Here is an 18,692-nt window from a genome sequence, read left to right as displayed (position 1 = left end):
CTGCCAGCCGCTAGAGCGACCGCCCGTTCTCCGGTGGCGTCATCTCCACCCGCACTCCGACGAGCCGGACCTCGCGTTCGTGATCGAACCGGTCGAGCAGTCCGACGGCCGCCTCCGTGACGGTCGCGAGATCCGTGGTGGGCGACGGAAGAGCGACGCTCGCGGTGTGGGTGACGAAGGGCGCGTAGCGGATCTTCAGCGCGACCCGCACTCCCTCCCGTTCTTCACTGCGGACGTCATCGACGGCCCGCGCCGCGAGGTCGCGTACGCACCCGACGATCGCGTTCCAGTCGCCGACGTTGTGCTGGAAGGTCGTCTCCCGACTACGTGACCGCGCCACCCACGGTTCCGCCGACACCTCCGTCGAGCCCGCACCGGCGCCGAGGCCGACGAGCCACGGACCGATCTTGGGTCCGAACCGCGCCGCCATCTCGTCGACCGGAGCCCGAGCCAGCTCGCGGACGGTGCGGATGCCCATGGCATCGAGCTTCTTCACCGTGCGCGAACCGATGCCCCACAACGAATCGGGTGAGCGCTCCCCCATCACTGCGAACCAGTTGTCGCGCGTCAGCCGGAAGATCCCGCGGGGCTTCCCGAAACCCGTCGCAATCTTCGCGCGCAGGACGTTGTCGCCGATCCCGACGGAACAGTGCAACCCGGTCGCGTCGAGCACCGCGGCCTGCACCTCGCGTGCGAACGCCTCCGGATCGTCGGTCTGCACGCCCATGAACGCTTCGTCCCAGCCGAGCACGTCGACGACCGTGCCGAAGCCGCGAAGGGTGTCCATCACGACCTGCGATACCTCGTTGTAGGTGTCGGCATCGACAGGCAGGAAGACCGCGTCGGGGATCTTGCGCGCGGCGATCCGCAGCGGCATCCCCGACCCGACCCCGTGCTCGCGCGCCTCGTACGACGCGGTCGAGACCACTCCGCGCTCGGTGGGATCGCCGCGACCGCCGACCACCACCGGCCGGCCCGCCAACTCCGGATTGCGCAGCACCTCGACCGCGGCGATGAACTGGTCGAGGTCGACGTGGAGGACCCACTGGTCGAGGCCGGGCGTGCCCATGCCGACAACCGTAGGACGCACGCAGCGTCACCGTGGCGTGATCGCCGGGGTCGAGCGCAGGAGGATCGAGTCGCCGAACGAGTGCGCAATGAGGGTTCGCTCGCCCAACCGGGATTCGCCCCTGCTGCAGCAGGGGCGAAGCTCGGTTCGTGTAGCGAGGATCGATCCACGCCTATCCCTGCGTGCGCGGAAGCACCAACGCGCTCCCGCGACGCGTCGGCCGCACCGCCTCGTCGGCGACCGCTGCGGCGAGGCTGTCGTACGAGAGAGCTGCATCCGAGAAGACCGGTTCGGCCAGCACATATCCGTCGCTCCGTGCCTCGGCGGACAGCCCGGCCGGAGGGACGACGATCAGCCAGTCCGGCGTCGACGAGGCCGCCTCGAGGGCCAGTCGCTCCCGGGCGTGCGCGCGGGCGAACGGTCGCAGCGCGGGCGGAAACAGTTCGGGATCGTCCGCCACCACGCGACCGTCCGGCAGCCGCAGATCGGCCGACAGTCCCACCGTCACGATGCGTACCGCGCCGGAGCGGATGCCTGCGAGGATCGCACCGATCACGCGCTCGTAGAAGGATTCGTCGAAGCCGTCGAACGACGCCGGCGGGGCGGAGAAGGGCGTCACTGCATTGATCACCGCGTCCGCGTCCGTGACGGCTCGCGCCACGTCGGCCGGATCGGTCGCGTCACCCTCGACGACGGTGACGCCGCTCCCCTCGAGCCACGGATGACGGGCACCCGATCTGACGAGCGCGGTGACCCGGTGCCCCTCCCCGAGCACCCTTCGCGTGATCGCACTTCCCGCACGCCCGCCGGCGCCGAGCACTGTGATTCGCTGCTGCGTCCGCATGCAGGTCACGCTAGGACCCGCACCGTCGCTCCCACAACAATTTCCGTAGCGCCGACGAAAATCGAACTTCGCTCGCCGAAACGGGGTTTGCCCCTGCTGCAGCAGGGGCGAACCTCGGTTCGTGCAGCGAGGATCCGATTCAGTTCTGCGCCGCGGGCAGCATGTGCCCCATCCGCCGCCGCTTCGTCTCGAGATACCGCACGTTCGCCGGTGCGACGCCGACGTGCAGCGGCTCCCGCCCTGCGACGACGATGCCGTTGTCCTCGAGCCCGGCGATCTTGGCGGGGTTGTTGGTGAGCAGTCGAACCGAGCCGATGCCGAGATCGTGGAGTATCGCGGCGGCACCGCCGTACTCGCGTCCGTCTGCCGGTTCGTCGAGTTCGAGGTTGGCTGCGACCGTGTCGAAGCCGCCGTCCTGCAGTCGGTAGGCCGCGAGCTTCTTGAGCAGGCCGATCCCCCGGCCCTCGTGTCCGCGCAGGTAGACGAGGACGCCGCCTTCCTGGGCGATCCGTTCCAGCGCGGTATCCAGCTGGGGGCCGCATTCGCAGCGTTGCGAGGCGAACGACTCACCCGTCAGGCACTCCGAATGCACCCGGACCAGCGGGGCGTCACCCAGCGGTCCGGCGATGAGCGCCATGTGATCGGCACCGGTGTGGCGGTCGAGATAGCCGACGGCACGGAAGGTTCCGAACCGGGTCGGCATCGATGCCTCGTCGGCCCTCACGACTCGTCCGGACGGCACCACCGGTGACGGAAACGGATGCGCCGCGCGGTAGCGGATCAACTCCTCGATCGTGAGCACCGGAAGGTCGTACTGCGCGCCCAGCGCTTCGATCTCCGGCATGCGCATCATCGATCCGTCGTCGGAGACGAGTTCGGCGATCACACCGACCTGCGGCAGACCCGCGAGTGCACACAGGTCGACGGCGGCTTCGGTGTGACCGGGACGCTCGAGCACTCCACCCGGGCGGGCCCGCAACGGCAGGATGTGGCCGGGACGGATCAGATCGCGCGAGGTGGCCGTCGGATCGGCGAGCACACGCAGGGTCGTCGCACGATCCGCGGCACTGATGCCGGTGGTGACGCCCCGCGCGGCGTCGACCGTGACGGTGTAGGCGGTCTGCTTCGGATCCTGGTTGTCGGCGACCATCGCCGGCAGGTCCAGGGCGTCGGCGCGGGCACCGGTCATCGGGGCGCACAACAGACCCGAGGTGTGCCGGACGGTCCACGCGATCCACTCCGCGGTCGCGTGCTGGGCGGAGAGGATGACGTCGCCCTCGTTCTCCCGGTCGGCGGCATCCGAGACGAGGACCGGCTTACCCGCCCGCAACGCCTCGAGCGCCGCCTCGATGCGGCTCACGATGCCACCAGACGTCGGAACGAACTGCGGTGGAAGACGATCGGCTCCGTCGCGTGATCGGCTTCGTCACAGAACAGTTCGTGCACGCGCAGCACGACGATCGCGTGGTCGCCGGCCGGCACCTGCTGTTCGATCGACACGTCCATTCGCACACCGCAGCCGTCGATGAACAACGCTCCGCTGTCACGGGTCTCGGTCTCGATACCCGCGAATCGGTCGCCGTTCTTGGCTGCGAGCACCCGGGCCGCGATGTCGTGCTCGGACGACAGGACGCTGATGCCCAGGCGCGGTTGCGCTTCGAGCTTCGGCCAGGTGGTCGAACTGTTCTGCACGCAGAACGCCACCAACGGCGGATCGAGCGAGACGGGAACGAAAGTGCTTGCGGCCATGCCGATCCGTTCGCTGCCGGTGTCGGCGCAGATCGCGACGACACCGGAGGGGACGTGGGCGAACGCGCGGCGCAGGGCGGCGCCGTCGAGGGCGAGGGTGGTCATCGTGCCTCCGTCCGGATGGTGGATCGCAGCACCGGCGCCCAGCGCTCGGCGTACTCGGCGATCCGGGTGTCGGTGGTGTAGGTGGAATCGATCAGGTACAGCCCCGCGGCGGGGCAGGTAGCGCCGAGCTCGACGAGCACGGGCTTGAGCAGCAGGTCGGGTGCCATCGCATGGGCCGGGCCGGCACCGAGCATGAGCGGCACCGCCGTGACGTCGCGCAGTCCGTCACCGGTGGCGAACTGGTCGAGGAACAGCTTCAGGATGCCGGTGTAGGTGGCCTTGAAGGTCGGGCTGGCGAAGACCACGAGGTCGGAGGAGGCGACGGTCTCGACCGCTTCCTTCACCGCGTCGTCGCCCCAGCCGAGCAGGCCCGGACCGAGGGTGACGACGTCGACCACGTGATCGGGGGCCTCCCCGGTGAGCGCGGTGGCCAGCACGGTGGCGGCGTCGAGCGTACGGGAGCCGGGCTTCGGGTTACCGGCAACGACAGTGACCTTCATGTGGATCTCCTTTCGGGCGAGGCTTTCCGCCCGTCACCGGATATTCGACCCGACGTCTGTGTCGGGAGTGCGACCGGAATGTGGCGTACATATTGCGCCGTTGCACATCGCCCCCGCAGACCGTTCACCTGCGGAAACTGTGCGACGCGGCAGTGATACCGCGGAAAACTCGATCTATCCGCCGGTGGGGACCGACCGGGCGAGGCGCTCCCGGAACGTGCCCTCCGCGTATTCGTTCCGGGCGAGTCCGCGGCGCTGAAGTTCGGGGACCAGACCGTCGAGCACCTCGTCGAGGTAACGCCGGGTGATGAGGCCTCCCCCACCGTGGAAGAGCAGGAAACCGTCGCCGCCGACGATCTCCATCGCTTCCTCCATGCGGTCCGCGACCGTCGCCGGCGTTCCGACCAGGTCGAGGGAGGTCGATTCGCCGGTGCTTCCGAGGACCTGCCGGAGCGAGGATCCCTCGGTCAGCCGCTTCATCGTGTCGAGGATGCTCTGTGCCCCGTTGGTGGTGGCGTCAGAGGGAATCGGTGCATCGAGATCGTACGTCGAGAAGTCGATCTCGGAGATGTTGGACAGCTGGACGATCCGGCGCAGGAAGTTGTCCGACTCCGGCGAGTACATGCGGTCGCGTTTCGCAGCCGCTTCGGCGTCGGTCTCCCCCAGGATCGGTGTGACCATGTAGAGCACCCGGCACCGGTCCGGATCGCCGCCGCTGCGTTCGATCCGTTCCCGGATGCCGTCCCGGTACTTCTTCATGGCGTCGATGCCCACCGGGACGGAGACGATCAGATCGGCCCATTCGGCTGCGAAATCCATGCCCGCGGGTGATCCACCGGCCTGGCACAGGACCGGCCGTTCCTGCCGACTCATGGGGGCGGACGGGCCGTTCACCCGGTAGTAGCGGCCATCGAAGTCGATTCCGTCGGTACCCGACCACATCTCGGAGGTCACGCGGAGGTACTCGTCGGCGCGGAGATAGCGCTCGTCGTGTTCCCACAGCTTCTCCAGCCCGACGTTCCGCGCCGCGAGGTCCTCGAACGAGGTGACGATGTTCCACCCGTTCCTGCCGTCGGACAGTTCGTCGAGCGTCGCCTGCATCCGCGCCAGCCGATCCGGTGGGTACAGGCTCGTACTCATGGTGGTCACCACACCGAGGCGGCTGGTTTCCTGGGAGATGGCCGCCGCCAGCGGAAGCGGATCGTGTTTGGGGGCCTTCACGGTGGCCTTGAACTCCGCGACCATGTCACCACCGAAGTTCTCCGGAACGACGCTCGAATCCTCGAGCATGACGAAGTCGATGCAACTGCGTTCGAGGGCCTTGGCCATGTCCACGTAGAAGCTGCCGCCGGTCCATGCCCGCGGATCCGGTCCCGCCCAGGGCCGGTTCCATCCGGTGGGCATGTAGTTGACGAACCATCCGAGCGTCATCGGCTCGTTCATACCGGTACCTCCTGTTCGGCGTGATACGGGACGAACTCGAAATCGGATGCGCTCAGACCGAATCGGTCGCGGAGGAGACCACCCCTCGGAACGGGCACGAGCGCCGGGAGCGTTTCGTGCAGCACCTGCCCGAGCAGCCGGTCGGCGGTGAGGCCGCAGAAGGCGTAGCCGTCGGCCGAGGTCACCGGGGGTGCGGCCGCGGCCTCCCCCGCGACTTTCAACAACACGCGATCCGCGCTCGCCCGCGCGGCGGGAATGTCCTCCTCGGATCCGACGACGAGAACGTCGGCGACGTCCGATTCTGCTGCGTTCGGCCGATATTCGGCGAAGCGCACCGCGCGTCCCTGTGGTGGGCGGGGCGCGTTCAGCGGACCGCGGGTGGAGAAGTAGGGACCGTGATAGTTCGTGACATGGACGCAGTCGGCATCCACGTACCGCCCGGAGGGCACGTCCGCGACGAGAGCGTCGGGCTCCCACGAGTTGCCGAGCGCAGCGGTCGCGGCGAGATAGTCGGCGAGCGCGTCCTGCCGTTCCGCCGCGGTCGCGGTGCCGGCCGACCAGCGTCCACTGTCGTCGGAACAGGTGGTGCCGGTGTCGCGACCGGAGACGAACCATCCCGCGCGGCCGCGGGTCAGGGCGTCGAGCGTGCCCAGGGCTCGGGCGGTGAGGAAAGGCGGCTGGCTCCACGGCGAGATCTCCGCGACGAGACCGATCCGCGGCGCACGCCGTGAGGCAGCCGCAGCGAGCAACAACGCCTCCGGGCAGTCCGCCTCGCCGGGAAGGACCACCGCATCGGCACCGGCGAGATCGAGGTGGAGGACGGTGCGGAGCATCGTCGCAGCGTTGCCGGGTTCGAGGAACCACACGGCTATCGGGCTGGTGGGCATTCGACCTCCTCGGAGACGTCGATGAGGAATTCGATGTAGTGCTCGAGGACCGTGGCGGGATCCTGGTCGAGGATGTATCCGCCGCCCTCGAGGGGGACGTACCGTGCGTGTGGGATCGCCCGCCTCGTTTCCGGGACGTAGGGATGGAGCACGTCGGAGGTGCCACACAGCAGGAGCGCCGGGGCCGCGACGGCCTCCAGCAGAGCACCGACATCGGTGGAGAAGACCGCGAGATACGCTTCGTGCCAACGCACTCCGGCCCGGAGCTTGTCCACCACCTCGCGATGCCGGAGGGTGACGTCCGGCGCGAACGCGAGGTCCGCATCGATCGTTCCGACCTGTTCCCAGGCCGTCAGCAGATGTGCACCGTCGGCGGCCGGCGTCATCGCCGTGACCCGGGCGTGCCAGCGGGCACGGTCCTCGGGCGACATGGCCACCGCTCCGATCATCGCCAGACTCGCGGTCCGGCCGGGGTGACGCGCTGCGATCGTCGCTGCGATCGCGGCGCCGGTGTGATGCCCCAGCAGGTGCGCGTGCTGGACACCGAGGGCGTCGAGCAGCGCGATCATGTCGTCGGCCCACCACTGCAGGGCGTACTGCTCACGTGGGGCGAAGGACATCCCGAAGCCCGGAGTGTCCGGGGCGATCAGCGTGTAGCGCTCGCCGTGACCGGCCTCGAGGAACCTCGCGGCGAACGCCTCGTACATCTCCGACGACGAGGCCGTCTGGTGCAGCAGGAGCACGACCTCGGGGCCCGACCCCGCCGTGCGGGCGTGAACCTGCCCGCACGGCGTGTCGACATAGATGCGATACATCATCAGCTGAACGAGCGGAGGTTCTCGCGCAGCGTGGAGTGGGCGTAGTCGGTACGCAACAGGCCGCGGCGCTGCAGCGCGGGAGCGACACCGTCGGTCATCTCGGCGATCGACTGGCGGCTGATGGGCTGTCCGTAGATGAGGAAACCGTCGCCACCGACCTCCTGCATGAACTCGTCCATCTGCGCGGCGATCGAATCCGGGGTACCGACCATCTCGGTGGTCTGGACGCGCATTCCGCTGAAGCCCTCGCGGATGGTGCGACCGCCGAGCTGCTTGCGCCAGACCTCGAGCTGGCTCTGGTGGCCGTTGGTCGAGACGTCGTCGGGGATCGGCTGATCCGGGTCGAACTGGGAGAAGTCGATCTCCATGGTCGCCGCGAAGTGCGCCATCTGGACCTCGAAGTTGTGTTCCTTGCGGGCGTACCAGGCGGCGTTCTTCTCCTTGGCCTCCTGTTCCGTCTCACCGACGATCGGGTACACCACCGAGAACACCTTGATGTCGTCGGGATTGCGGCCGAACTTGGCCGCTCGGGCACGGATGTCGGCGCGGTATTCCTTCGCTCCCTCCACGCCGTGCGGGATGGTGAGGATGATGTCGGCGTGCTTGGCGGCGAAGTCGCGTCCGCGCGGCGATCCGCCTGCCTGGCAGAAGACCGGACGCCCACCCGGTCCCGGAGGAACGTTCAGCGGTCCGCGCGACTTGTAGAAGCGACCTTCGTGGTGGATCGGATGGACCTTCTTGTAGTCGGCGTAGTAGCCGCTCTCCGGGTCGGCGAGGATCGCACCGTCCTCCCACGATCCCCACAGCTTCATCGCGACGTCGACGAACTCCTCGGCCATTTCGTACCGGAGATCGTGTTCCGGCAGTTTGTCGAGGCCGTAGTTCTGGGCGGCGAGGTCCTCGCTGGAGGTCACGATGTTCCAGCCCACTCGGCCACCGGTGAGGTTGTTGAGTGTCGCGAACTGCCGCGCCAGCTGGTAGGGGTGGTAGAAGGTCGTCGAGGCGGTGGCGATGATGCCGATGTGCTCGGTGGCGGCGGCGAGCATCGAGGCTGCCACAACCGGGTCCATCTTCGGTGCGTAGCGGGCGTGCTTGAGTTCGATCTCGGCGGTGCCGCGGTAGATGTCGCTCACCATGAGCGAGTCCTCGATCATGAGGAAGTCGAAGCCGGCCCGCTCGAGGTTCCGGACCATGTCGACGTAGAAGCGGCCGTTGAAGTAGTTGGTGGTGGCGTCGATGCCGCTGTACGGCGACTTCCATTCGGGGGCAGCAAGGTTGCCGAACCAGCCGAGACGGAACGGATCTGCAGTCATGTTCGTGGTCCTTCTCTTCGTCGAACGCGGTCCCGTTGTCGCGGGACCCGGAGTCGGTGCCGTCGGGATCCGACGGCGGGGTCAGTGGGTTGCCAGGAGTGCGTCGTCCGCCGGGGACTCGCACGCTTCGAGCAGTTGCTGCTCGGTCAATCGCGGACCGGACAGTTCGTCGATCAGGCGGCCGTGGTGGAGCACCAGCACCCGATGGCACACGGCCGCGAGGAGTTCGTGTTCACCGGAGAACACCACCACCGCCGCGCCCTTCGTCGCTGCTGCCATCGCGTCGGCGAGCAGGTCCTTGGCCGAGCCGGGATCCACACCCTGGGTCGGTTCGTCCAGGAGCAGGACCTTGGGGTCCAGTTGCAGCCATTTCGCGAACACGACCTTCTGCTGGTTGCCGCCGCTGAAGGCGGACATCGGCAGTTCGGGCCGGTTCGGGTGGACGTTCACCTCGGTCATCAGCCGGGCGGCACGCTCACGCATCGCGTTGATGTCCAGCCCTTTCCAGCGCCGGTGCCGGTGCACCACGGGAAGGATCACGTTCTCCTCGGCGGTGCCTTCCACCCAGCATCCGTCACGCAGCCGGTTCCCCGGGACGAGGGTCATCCCGTGGTCGATCGCCTGCCGCGGATCACTCGCGCGCAGTTCGGTTCCGTCCACCACGACGGTTCCGGCGGTGGGCTTCTCGTCCCCGGCCAGGAGCATCGGCAGTTCCTCCTGCCCCATGCCCGCAAGGCCGGTGACGCCGACGACCTCGCCGGCGCGGACCGTGAGATCGACGTCCGTGACGCGCCGGCCGGTGAGTCCCCGCACCGTCAGGCGCGGGGCGCCGAACTCCACGCCGGGAGGGGCCGGGTAGAAGTCGTCCATGCGCCGGCCGAGCATGTGGGCGACGAGTTCGGAGCGGCTCGTGTCCTCGATCGCGACCTCGACGACGTCGCGGCCGGCGCGCATCACCGTCGCGCGGTCGCACACCTCCATGACCTCGGCGAGCCGATGGCTGATGAAGATCACGCCGGCACCGGTGTCCGCGACGCGCCGCATGAGCGCGAGCAGCCGGGACGCCTCGGGACGGGGCAGAGCGGCGGTCGGCTCGTCGAGGATGAACAGCTGCTCGTCGGTGTTGCCGTCCATCAGGCGCATGGCCCGCACCACCGCGAGCAGGGCGCGCTCGGCGGGGCTGAGGGTCGACACCTGGGCGTCGAGCGGGAAGTCGAATCCGAGCCGGTTCATCAGTTCCCGGTAGACGGCCTTCTCCCGTCCGACCCGCACCGGGGCCAGCAGGCGGGCACCGTATCGGGCGTTCGCTCCCAGGTTCTCGAGCACGGTCATGTCGTCGACCAGCCCGATGTCCTGGTGGATGACGGCGATGCCGTGTTCGTGCGGAGCATCCACCGGCACGGTCAGGGTGCGGCCGAACACCTCGACCGAACCCTCGTCCGGCGTCACCACCCCGGTCAGCGACTTCACCAGTGTGCTCTTGCCGCAACCGTTCTGGCCGAGCAGAGCGTGGACCTCGCCGGGGCGGACGTGCAGGTTCAGGCCGTCGAGCGCGACCGCGCCGCCGTAGGACTTGCGCAGGCCGACCACGTTGAGTGCCGTCATGTCCGGGCTCCTGCCCGGCGCTTGCCGACCAGCTTGGCGGCAGTGACGGACACGATGAGCGCGAGTCCGTAGAAGACGTTGGTCACCCAGGTCTGCGCGCCGAGCAACTGGAGTGCGGTGATGCCGACGGTCAGCAGGTAGAGGGCAGCGACGGTGCCCCACGCGTTGAACCGGCCCACGGTGATCGCGGTCGCGCCGAGGAAGGCCGCCGCGAAGGGCTGCAGCATGTACTGGGCGCCGACGCTCGGGTCGACCGCTCCGAAGTATCCGGCGAAGCAGATACCGATGAAGGCCGCGATCAGACCGGACACGATGTACGCCGAGGTCCGGATGCGGTCGACGGAGATGCCGGCCAACCGTGCCGCGGCGCGGTTGCCCCCGATGAAGACCGTGTACCGGCCGAGCGGCGTGCGCTGGTAGACGTACCAGAGGACCACCACGAGCACCCAGGCGTACCAGGTGATCATCGGTAGGCCGAGCAACTGCGAGCGGGAGAAGTTCACGAAACCGTCGGGGACGCCGGCCACGATCCGGCTGTCGGTGATCAGGTACGCGAAACCTGCCAGCGCCGTGTAGGAGCCGAGTGTGGCGACGAACGAGTCGACACCCACACGCACCACGATGAGTGCGTTGATGGCTCCTACCAGCGCGCCGAGGGCGAGGGCGGTGAGGATCGCAACGTAGGCCGGATAGCCGTTCTTCGTCATCACGGCCACGATCGCTGCTGTCGCCACCATCGTCTGCGAGATGGACAGGTCGAAATCTCCGAGCCGAAGCACGATCGTCGCGGTCAGGGCGAGCAGGAGCACCAGTGACTGGGCGTTGAGCATCGTGGTGAACAACGATGCCGTGCGGAACTGAGGGAGGGTGGCGACACACAGCAGGACGAGCAGTCCGAGTGCGCCGACGAGGGCCCAGCGTTCGAACGCCCCGTCGAAGCGGGAAGAACTCTTCGTCACGGGGGATACCGTCTCCGTGAGCGTCGTGTCGGGGGTCGTGGCGGAAGTCGTCATGGGATCTCCTGTTCGGCCGATTACTGAGCCGAGGACCACGCGGACACGAATGCCGCCTGGTAGTCCGAGTATTCGGGCGCGATCGACTCGACGCTCGCATCACCCACGTTGTCGGCGTCGACGACGCGGGTCGGGATCACGTAGCCCGGGGCGCTCTCACCGAGGATCGCGCGGGCAAGGTCGTCGACGGCCAGCCAGCCGATCCAGCCGGCGGGCGGGGTCGCGATGTCCATGTCCTGGCCGGAACCGCCCGCGATCGCGTCGAGGTTCGGCTGCAGACCGTCGCGGCTGAGCACCTTGGCCTTGGAGTTGGCCGCGGCCAGCACGGGGTCGACGTAGGTCACGGCGCTGTCCCACACGGGGAAGATGTAGTCGATGTCGGGTTGGCGCTGCAGCGTGGTCTGCAGCTGGCTGCCGACGTCGGTCGCCACGTTGGCGACGTCGACGTCGATGATCGTCACGGTGCAGTCGGGGCATTCCGCCTCGATCTGCGACTTCGCACCCTGGGCGAGGTAGTCCCACACGGTGACCGAGGTGGACGAGATGATCGCCAGGTTCCCGGCGCAGCCGCTGTCGGCCATGACCCAGTCGGCGGCCATTGCCCCGTCGGCGCTGAAGTCCGCGGTGAGGTTGCCGTACATGCCCGACGGGACCGCGTCGTCCGGATCGGAGTTGAGGGTGTTCTGCACCGGGATGCCGGCGGCTTCGGCGGAGGCCAGCGCCGACGACACCACGCTCGGATCGATACCGACCAGGATGATGCCGGCCGCCTTCTGCGCGACGGCCTGTTCGATGCCTTCGTTGAAGCGGTTGGTCATGCCCTGACCGTCGAAGCGGACCACCTTCATCCCGGCGGCCTCGGCGGCTTCCTCGACACCTTCGACCATGTCCACCGAGAACTGGTTCATCGTCACGGTGATGAACCAGATGGTGTCGCCCTGGAGCGCGGCGAGGTCCAGGGGTGCGGTCGGGGCGATCAGTTCGGACGGAGCGGTCGCGGCGGCGAGACGCGCCTGCACGCCGTCGACGCATTCCTGCGCCGAGGCGGAGAGGGTCCTGTCCGAAGTGTCGTCCGATCCGACGTCGGTGGCCGCCGTGCAGGCGGACAGTGCGAGCGACGCACCGAGGAAGAGGGCCCCGACGGCCGTATGCTTGAGCGATTTCATGCGTTCTCCGGTTCCAGCTACACGCCCGCGATGCAGTCCATCGGCCGGGCACGGGATCGAGTTCACGGCGACACCACAACTCGTTCGCCTCAGTGACGACGCTCAGTCAACGCGGCATCGATTTCGCCGCCTGGTCGACGCATTTGCGCGTCGATTTCGCCGTGTAACCCTCCCGGGTGCTGCATCCGGTGAGCGATTCGTGCAGGTCGACGGGGTCGGCCGGTCCGGGCTCGATCCGGCATCCGGTCAATCCGCCGAGAGCGCTCCCCTATTCGCCGGGGCGGCACTCCCCTGAAAAGGAAGATGCCCGCATTCCTTTCGGAATGCGGGCACGTCCTCCCGAGCCGATCGTCAGGTACGGGTCACTGTCCCACCCGTTCGGGTGCCGTGCCGAGCGGGAAGGACACGCGATCGGCCCGGTAGTACGAGAAGGTGTACTCCTGCACGGTCCCCTCCACATCGCGCAGGAGCTGTTCGCGCATGAGTACGGGGGAACCCTCGCGCAGGCCGAGTACGCGGGCGGTGTCCGTGTCGCAGGCGACGGCATCGATCACGGTGTCCACCTTGCCCAACGGGACGCCGTAGACCAGCGCGAAGGCGTCGGCAAGACTCGGGCAACGCTGCCACACCTTGGGCTGCTCGTACTGCTCGCGGTAGTAGGCCATCCGCACCCCCAACGGTTCCACGCCGGAACTCGTCACGTGTTCGAAGACGTGCTCGACGAGTCCCACACGGGTGTCGTGGGTTCCGAGCCGCGTCCTGATGGACGGCCCCGACGGCACCACGCGATTGTCGGTCTGCCGCACCGCGAAACCGGGCGGGGTGTGCCATGGCAGGATGTCATCGACGGGGACCTGGAAATACTCCTGCCGCACTCGGGTTCCCGTACGCCGGCGCCGTTCCACCAGTCCGTCGGCCGCGAGTTGCTGGAGTGCCTCCCGGACCCGGGCCCGCGGAATACCCATGGTCTTGACGAGGCGGTCCTCGACGAGTTGTTCGTCGTCGACGAGAAAACCCGACCTGATCAACGATCGGATCAAGCCGTATGCGCGGCGTGTCTGATTCGTCGAACCTCGCACTGATGAATCGTCGCGACGCATGTCCTGCTGCACTGTGCCTCCTGGAACACCGACCGGGCTCAACGCCCGACGTGCATTTTCTATCCGACGGTCGTTTCGCACGGGTTACGAAGGACTTTCGCCCCACGCATGTGTTCCGGTTAACAGGATCCTGCGGCCGGGGAGCAAGGCGCAATGCGGCCGTTACCGCGATATTCCGGTACGGCAACCATCGACACCCACAGTTCCGGTTGTCGGCCGGTATCCGCATCACGCCGACACGCTGCACGAATCGATATTCCACAAGAATCGACATCGGTCTTCGAGGCCGTCAGGAGCACCCATGGTTTTCTCGGCCACGTTGACCGGAAGATACGACATCCGATTGATCTCGTCGGGCCGCGGGGATTTCCCGGGCTCCATGGTCTTCTGGGGACGGGATCATCTGATACGGCACGAGCTGGATTTCCAGTGTGTTCTCATCACCGGCGAGAATCGCATCGTTCTGGTGAATACAGGATTTCCCGAGGACCTTTCGGAGACGAACGCCGCCTACCGCGCCTCGATGGGGACCGTGATCGGTCGTGACGGGCCCTCCCCGCCGAGTGTGCTCGCGCGCTACGGGATCCGTCCCGAGGACGTGACCGATATGATCCTGACCCCGCTCGGCCTCTACACCTCGCATCACATCATGTCGTTCCCCAACGCCACGATCTGGATGGCCGGAGCGGGATGGGACAGTTTCCGTTCCTGCCCCGATCATCCCCACGACCGTCCCGAGACGACACTGCCCGCCGATGCCGTCTCCTATCTCACCGGTGCCGGTCGCGCTTCACTCCGGTTGATCCGCGACGAGACCACCCTGGCACCGGGCATTCGGGCCTGGTGGACCGGAGGCCACCACCGCGCGTCGCTCTGCCTCGAGATCGACGTCGACCCTCTCGGCGACGGAGGAGGTCCGCGAACGATCGCAATCTCCGACGTCTACTTCCACTTGCGCAACTTCACCGAGAACCACCCGATCGGGATGTCCGAGAACATCTACGAGGTCCTCGCGGCGTATCGGAGGATCCGTTCGGCGAACTGCCTCCCCCTCCCCCTCCCCCTCTTCGACCCCGGTAACCGCACCCGCTTCCCGGACGGCGTGGTCTGCCGCCGCCAGGAGCCCATGCACGCAGCATCCCACCAGGAAGGTTCCCATCCCGTATGACGTCCACCGTTCGCCGCCCTCCGATGACCTATCGACGCGCTGTCGTCGTCCTCGGCGCACTGTCCTGGCTAGGCCCCTTCTCCCTCGACGCCTACACCCCCGCCTTCCCCGAGATGAGCGCAGACCTCGGCGCGGGGGTGTCCACCATCCAGCTCACGTTGACGGCTCTGCTCATCGGCCTGATCCTCGGTCAACTGGCCGGCGGAGCGATCGTGGAGACGTTCGGACGCCGAATGCCGGTTCTCATCGCCGCCGCCTCGTACTGTGTGGCGAGCGCAGCCTGCGCCCTCGCACCGAACGTCGGGATCCTGATCGCGTTCCGCGTGTGCCAGGGACTCACGGCAGCCGTCGCCCTGGTAGCAGCCCGGTCGGTCGGTCGGGACCTCTTCGAGGGAACACGCCTCACCAAGTTCTACTCCCACCTCGCCGCGATGACGACTCTCGCTCCTCTGACCGGCCCCGTGGTGGGCGCGGTAATCGTCGGCTGGTCCGACTGGCGGGCGATCTTCTGGCTGATCACCGCCATGGGGACGGCATGCCTGATCGGTGTCGCGCTCTTCCTTCCCGAGACACGTGCGCTGGCACCGGCAGCACCGGATCCAGCCGGCGGACGCACCCCTGCCTCACTCACGGGGTACCGGACCGTCCTCGCGGATCGGCACTTCGTCCGGTGCGCCGCGACGCTCGCCATGGTCTGCGGGGTTGGGCTCACCTATCTCGCCGGCGCGTCGTTCGTCTTCCAGGAGGACTACGGACTCACCTCGCAGCAGTTCAGCCTGGTCTTCGCTTCGAACGCCCTGGTGCTTCTGATAGGGACACAGACCACTGCCCGCCTCGTCGATCGCATCCCTTCGAGAACCATCGTCTCCTGGGGACTCGTCGCCCAATCGGTGATCGGAATCGGTTGCTGCACCGTCCTCGTCGCGCAGGCTCCGGTCCCCGTGCTGTGGTTCTCCTTCACCCTGCTCATCTTCTTCCACGGGGTTCTGGTGCCCCCCTTGACGGGAATGGCGATGGACCGGCACCCCGAGCACGCCGGGCCGTCCTCCGCTCTCGTCGGTGTCGCCCAGTTCTCGGTCGGCGCACTCGTCGCTCCCGCGCTGGGGATGATGTCCGCCGGAGTGTCCACCGCCCTCGGGATGCTGCTCCCGATACTCGGCGCACTGGCGGCACTCACGTTCTTCACATCCGGGGCATCGGCGCAATACGGCCGACATACAGGAGGAGCCCAAACGCAAAGCAACGCCTGTGGACTGAACTCCACAGGGACGCTGAATTCCACAGAGAGAGGAGCGATCTGATGTTTCACATGGGCTGGTTTCTCAGCTACACGGTACAGAACTGGCGAGATCCGTGGAACGGAAACGGATCGGATCTGTGGATCGAGCCGGAACTCTACATCGAAGCGGCCAAGGCACTCGAACGTGCCGGATTCGATTACATGATGTTCGAGGACGGCTCGTTCATTCCGGATGCCTTCCGCGGATCGATGGAGTACGCACTGTCCAACGCCTCCATCGCGCCCAAGCACGATCCGCTCACCCTCATCGCTCCGATCGCCCGGGAAACCGAACGCATCGGTCTCATCGCCACCGTCACCACGTCGTTCTACCCACCCTTCCTCGCGGCACGACTCGCCTCGACCCTCGACACCCTGAGCGGGGGTCGGTTCGGAATCAATCTCGTTACTGCACACAATGATCGGACTGCCCAGAACTTCGGACTCGAACAGCATCACGAACACGACCTCCGGTACGAGATGGCCGACGAGTGGGTCCGTGCCGCGACCGCACTGTGGGACGGTTGGGAGAGAGACGCCCTCACGCTGGACGAGGCGAATGGCGTGTTCGCCTCCGCCGACAAGGTGCACTACGCGAACTTCGAGGGCACCTACTACCGGACCAGGGGACCGCTGAACCTGCCGCCCAGTCCCCAGTTGCGGCCCGTCCTGTGTCAGGCGGGAGGGTCACAAGCCGGCATGACATTCGGTGCACGACATGCCGACACGATCATCGCCCAGGCCGGTGACGTGCCCACGATGAAGAAGTTCCGCGAGACCGTCCGCGAGCTCGCTCAGGAAGCCGGCAGGGACCCCGACTCGGTCAAGATCCTGTTCCTCGCCTCGTTCGTCCTCGAGGACTCCGACCGTGCCGCACAGGAGAAGGACGCGCAGATGCGGGCGGCCTCGGAGGCGAACATCGAAGCGAACCTCGCGATGTTGTCGTTCTCGAGCGGGATCGACTTCGGCAAGTTCGATCTCGACGCACCCGTTCCGGAGATCGAGACCAACGCTGCGCGCGCCACGACCGCCCATCACCTGCGCAACTCGGAAGGCCGCACCCTGCGCGAGATCGTCAGCACCCGATCCACGGGAGCCTTCAACTTCGTCGGATCCGTACCCACCGTCGCCGATCAGATGTCGGAAGTGGCTGCCGAAGTCGGTGGTGACGGCTTCCTCGTACAGGCGCCGATCATCCCCCGCACGGTCCACAGGATCGCGGACGGGCTCGCGCCCGAGCTCCGACGACGCGGTCTGATCCGCGCCGACTATGACTACCACACTCTGCGCGAGAACCTGCTCGCCTTCTGACCCCCGAGGAGATTGGACTCGACATGTTTCACATGGGATGGTTCCTGAGCACGGGATTCGGCGTCTACGACTGGAAGGGGCCGTGGTCCGGCAACATTCGTGCGGACATCGGCAACCCGGAGCTCTTCCTCGAGACCGCCGCGGCCCTCGAACGCGCCGGATTCGACTACATGATGCTCGAAGACTCCTCGGTCCTGCCGGACATTTATCAGGGGTCCTACGCCCACTCGCTGAAGAACGCCGTCGTGCGATACGACCCGTTGCCCCTCGTGTCCCTCATCGCCCGCCACACCGAACACATCGGGGTCATCGCCACGATGGCGACGAGTTTCTACCCGCCCTTCCTGGCGGCCCGCCTCATGTCCTCGCTCGATCACCTCACCCACGGCCGCGTGGGCGTGAATCTCGTGACGGCGAGCCCTCATGCGGCGGCGCAGAACTACGGTCTGGACGAACACATCGAGCACGACCTGAGATATGCCATGGCGGACGAGTGGATGCAGGTCGTGTCCCGGTTGTGGGAGTCGTGGGAACCCGATGCGCTCGGCACCGACGAGAATCGCACCGTCTACGTGGACCACACCAGGGTGCATCCGATCCACTACGAGGGCCGCTTCCACCGTTCGCGAGGACCGCTCAATACTCTTCCCGGCCCTCAACGGCGTCCCGTGGTGTGCCAGGCCGGAGGCTCCCCCGCCGGCCGTGAACTCGCCGCCGAACACGCCGACACCATCGTCTCGGCAGTCGTGGGGGTCGAGGCGATGAGGGCCTACCGCGAGGACATCTCCGCACGGATGGTCGCTCACGGGCGGGATCCGCACGACGTGAAGGTGCTCTTCCTCGTGGACCCGATCCTGGCCGAGAGCAACGCGGAGGCGCAAGCCATTGCGCAGCGTCGCCGCGAGGCCGCGGCGTCCGACGTGGAAGGAGCATTGGCCGGCATGTCTTATGTGAGCGGCCTCGACTTCTCGCAATTCGATCTCGACGCCCCGTTCCCCGAGGTCCTTTCACGTACCAACGGGCACCAGAGCACCGTCGCCGACTATCAGAAGGCAGGCGAGGACAAGACTCTGCGGGAGGTCGCGCTCACCCGCAGCGTCAAGGACTCCATCCCACTCGTCGGCACCCCGGCGTCCGTCGCGGACCAGATGGCCGAGGCCATGGAGTACGCAGGCGGCGACGGATTCCTCATCGCCTCCGCCGTCACCCGGCGCAATGTCAGCGCCATCGCCGACGGCCTCGCACCCGAGTTGCGTCGTCGCGACCTGATCCGTTCGAGCTACGACTACGGCACCTTCCGCGAAAACCTTCTCTCGTTCTGA

At 67.2% G+C, this 18,692-nt stretch carries 17 protein-coding genes; 4 read left to right on the top strand and 13 right to left on the bottom strand.

Translation table 11 applies throughout. The annotated features are described in order from the left end of the window. Window positions 1–10 precede the first annotated feature (10 nt). From U9J23_RS07905 to U9J23_RS07845, 13 genes are all read right to left on the bottom strand, one after another. Window positions 11–1,069: a DNA polymerase IV gene (locus U9J23_RS07905; protein WP_326602223.1), complete on the bottom strand. Its 1,059-nt coding sequence runs from the start codon at window positions 1,067–1,069 to the stop codon at window positions 11–13. A gap of 172 nt (window positions 1,070–1,241) precedes the next feature. Further along, the gene (locus tag U9J23_RS07900) at window positions 1,242–1,913 is read right to left on the bottom strand and encodes an NAD(P)-dependent oxidoreductase (RefSeq protein ID WP_326602221.1); all 672 of its coding nucleotides are present in this window, start codon (window positions 1,911–1,913) and stop codon (window positions 1,242–1,244) included. Window positions 1,914–2,052: 139 nt separating this feature from the next. Beyond that, a complete protein-coding gene (ribB, locus tag U9J23_RS07895) occupies window positions 2,053–3,273 on the bottom strand; it encodes a 3,4-dihydroxy-2-butanone-4-phosphate synthase (protein ID WP_085469548.1) in 1,221 nt (406 codons plus the stop codon). Next, window positions 3,270–3,767: a flavin reductase family protein gene (locus U9J23_RS07890; RefSeq protein ID WP_006552859.1), complete on the bottom strand. Its 498-nt coding sequence runs from the start codon at window positions 3,765–3,767 to the stop codon at window positions 3,270–3,272. Before U9J23_RS07890 ends, ribB begins: the two co-directional genes overlap by 4 nt. Continuing rightward, window positions 3,764–4,267: an NADPH-dependent FMN reductase gene (locus U9J23_RS07885; RefSeq protein ID WP_016692083.1), complete on the bottom strand. Its 504-nt coding sequence runs from the start codon at window positions 4,265–4,267 to the stop codon at window positions 3,764–3,766. The genes U9J23_RS07890 and U9J23_RS07885 overlap by 4 nt, the downstream gene beginning before the upstream one ends. 174 nt (window positions 4,268–4,441) lie before the next feature. After that, entirely contained in the window at window positions 4,442–5,710 is a 1,269-nt protein-coding gene (locus tag U9J23_RS07880; RefSeq protein WP_326602215.1) for an LLM class flavin-dependent oxidoreductase, read from the bottom strand. Next, window positions 5,707–6,597 carry an LLM class flavin-dependent oxidoreductase gene (locus U9J23_RS07875; protein ID WP_272268971.1) on the bottom strand — a complete coding sequence of 297 codons (891 nt, stop codon included), beginning with the start codon at window positions 6,595–6,597 and terminating at the stop codon, window positions 5,707–5,709. The genes U9J23_RS07880 and U9J23_RS07875 overlap by 4 nt, the downstream gene beginning before the upstream one ends. Further along, a complete protein-coding gene (locus U9J23_RS07870; RefSeq protein WP_326602212.1) occupies window positions 6,579–7,415 on the bottom strand; it encodes an alpha/beta fold hydrolase in 837 nt (278 codons plus the stop codon). The genes U9J23_RS07875 and U9J23_RS07870 overlap by 19 nt, the downstream gene beginning before the upstream one ends. After that, window positions 7,415–8,728, bottom strand: coding sequence for an NtaA/DmoA family FMN-dependent monooxygenase (locus U9J23_RS07865; RefSeq protein WP_085469544.1), 1,314 nt, complete (start codon window positions 8,726–8,728; stop codon window positions 7,415–7,417). The genes U9J23_RS07870 and U9J23_RS07865 overlap by 1 nt, the downstream gene beginning before the upstream one ends. Before the next feature lie 81 nt (window positions 8,729–8,809). Then, window positions 8,810–10,333, bottom strand: coding sequence for a sugar ABC transporter ATP-binding protein (locus U9J23_RS07860; protein ID WP_016692088.1), 1,524 nt, complete (start codon window positions 10,331–10,333; stop codon window positions 8,810–8,812). Beyond that, complete coding sequence (locus U9J23_RS07855; protein WP_016692089.1) at window positions 10,330–11,346, bottom strand: ABC transporter permease; 1,017 nt, start codon at window positions 11,344–11,346, stop codon at window positions 10,330–10,332. Before U9J23_RS07855 ends, U9J23_RS07860 begins: the two co-directional genes overlap by 4 nt. A 20-nt stretch (window positions 11,347–11,366) precedes the next feature. Continuing rightward, the gene (locus tag U9J23_RS07850; RefSeq protein WP_272268974.1) at window positions 11,367–12,512 is read right to left on the bottom strand and encodes a sugar ABC transporter substrate-binding protein; all 1,146 of its coding nucleotides are present in this window, start codon (window positions 12,510–12,512) and stop codon (window positions 11,367–11,369) included. A 362-nt stretch (window positions 12,513–12,874) separates the two neighbouring features. Further along, the gene (locus U9J23_RS07845) at window positions 12,875–13,612 is read right to left on the bottom strand and encodes a UTRA domain-containing protein (RefSeq protein WP_080597656.1); all 738 of its coding nucleotides are present in this window, start codon (window positions 13,610–13,612) and stop codon (window positions 12,875–12,877) included. Window positions 13,613–13,913: 301 nt separating this feature from the next. Here U9J23_RS07845 and U9J23_RS07840 point away from each other — a divergent pair, with 301 nt between their 5' ends. The 4 genes from U9J23_RS07840 to U9J23_RS07825 are packed head-to-tail and all read left to right on the top strand — an operon-like array spanning window position 13,914 to window position 18,692. Then, window positions 13,914–14,780, top strand: a complete 867-nt coding sequence (locus U9J23_RS07840; protein ID WP_272268975.1) for a hypothetical protein — start codon at window positions 13,914–13,916, stop codon at window positions 14,778–14,780. Continuing rightward, entirely contained in the window at window positions 14,777–16,081 is a 1,305-nt protein-coding gene (locus U9J23_RS07835) for a multidrug effflux MFS transporter (RefSeq protein ID WP_085469538.1), read from the top strand. Before U9J23_RS07840 ends, U9J23_RS07835 begins: the two co-directional genes overlap by 4 nt. Beyond that, the gene (locus U9J23_RS07830; RefSeq protein WP_085469537.1) at window positions 16,081–17,370 is read left to right on the top strand and encodes an NtaA/DmoA family FMN-dependent monooxygenase; all 1,290 of its coding nucleotides are present in this window, start codon (window positions 16,081–16,083) and stop codon (window positions 17,368–17,370) included. The genes U9J23_RS07835 and U9J23_RS07830 overlap by 1 nt, the downstream gene beginning before the upstream one ends. Before the next feature lie 23 nt (window positions 17,371–17,393). Continuing rightward, window positions 17,394–18,692: an NtaA/DmoA family FMN-dependent monooxygenase gene (locus U9J23_RS07825; protein WP_085469536.1), complete on the top strand. Its 1,299-nt coding sequence runs from the start codon at window positions 17,394–17,396 to the stop codon at window positions 18,690–18,692.

The organism is Rhodococcus sp. PD04 (assembly GCF_035918275.1).
Taxonomy (GTDB): Bacteria; Actinomycetota; Actinomycetes; order Mycobacteriales; family Mycobacteriaceae; genus Rhodococcus; species Rhodococcus rhodochrous.
Note: the sequence above shows the minus strand (reverse complement) of the source record. Positions and strands in the feature narration are given on the sequence as shown.

Coding starts and splice junctions, on each gene's coding strand:
- U9J23_RS07905 (WP_326602223.1), bottom strand. CDS start 1,069: ATGGGCACGCCCGGCCTCGACCAGTGGGTCCTCCACGTCGACCTCGAC.
- U9J23_RS07885 (WP_016692083.1), bottom strand. CDS start 4,267: ATGAAGGTCACTGTCGTTGCCGGTAACCCGAAGCCCGGCTCCCGTACG.
- U9J23_RS07825 (WP_085469536.1), top strand. CDS start 17,394: ATGTTTCACATGGGATGGTTCCTGAGCACGGGATTCGGCGTCTACGAC.
- U9J23_RS07830 (WP_085469537.1), top strand. CDS start 16,081: ATGTTTCACATGGGCTGGTTTCTCAGCTACACGGTACAGAACTGGCGA.
- U9J23_RS07850 (WP_272268974.1), bottom strand. CDS start 12,512: ATGAAATCGCTCAAGCATACGGCCGTCGGGGCCCTCTTCCTCGGTGCG.
- U9J23_RS07875 (WP_272268971.1), bottom strand. CDS start 6,597: ATGCCCACCAGCCCGATAGCCGTGTGGTTCCTCGAACCCGGCAACGCT.
- U9J23_RS07900 (WP_326602221.1), bottom strand. CDS start 1,913: ATGCGGACGCAGCAGCGAATCACAGTGCTCGGCGCCGGCGGGCGTGCG.
- U9J23_RS07880 (WP_326602215.1), bottom strand. CDS start 5,710: ATGAACGAGCCGATGACGCTCGGATGGTTCGTCAACTACATGCCCACC.
- U9J23_RS07870 (WP_326602212.1), bottom strand. CDS start 7,415: ATGATGTATCGCATCTATGTCGACACGCCGTGCGGGCAGGTTCACGCC.
- U9J23_RS07890 (WP_006552859.1), bottom strand. CDS start 3,767: ATGACCACCCTCGCCCTCGACGGCGCCGCCCTGCGCCGCGCGTTCGCC.
- U9J23_RS07840 (WP_272268975.1), top strand. CDS start 13,914: ATGGTTTTCTCGGCCACGTTGACCGGAAGATACGACATCCGATTGATC.
- U9J23_RS07835 (WP_085469538.1), top strand. CDS start 14,777: ATGACGTCCACCGTTCGCCGCCCTCCGATGACCTATCGACGCGCTGTC.
- U9J23_RS07845 (WP_080597656.1), bottom strand. CDS start 13,612: ATGCGTCGCGACGATTCATCAGTGCGAGGTTCGACGAATCAGACACGC.
- U9J23_RS07860 (WP_016692088.1), bottom strand. CDS start 10,333: ATGACGGCACTCAACGTGGTCGGCCTGCGCAAGTCCTACGGCGGCGCG.
- U9J23_RS07865 (WP_085469544.1), bottom strand. CDS start 8,728: ATGACTGCAGATCCGTTCCGTCTCGGCTGGTTCGGCAACCTTGCTGCC.
- U9J23_RS07855 (WP_016692089.1), bottom strand. CDS start 11,346: ATGACGACTTCCGCCACGACCCCCGACACGACGCTCACGGAGACGGTA.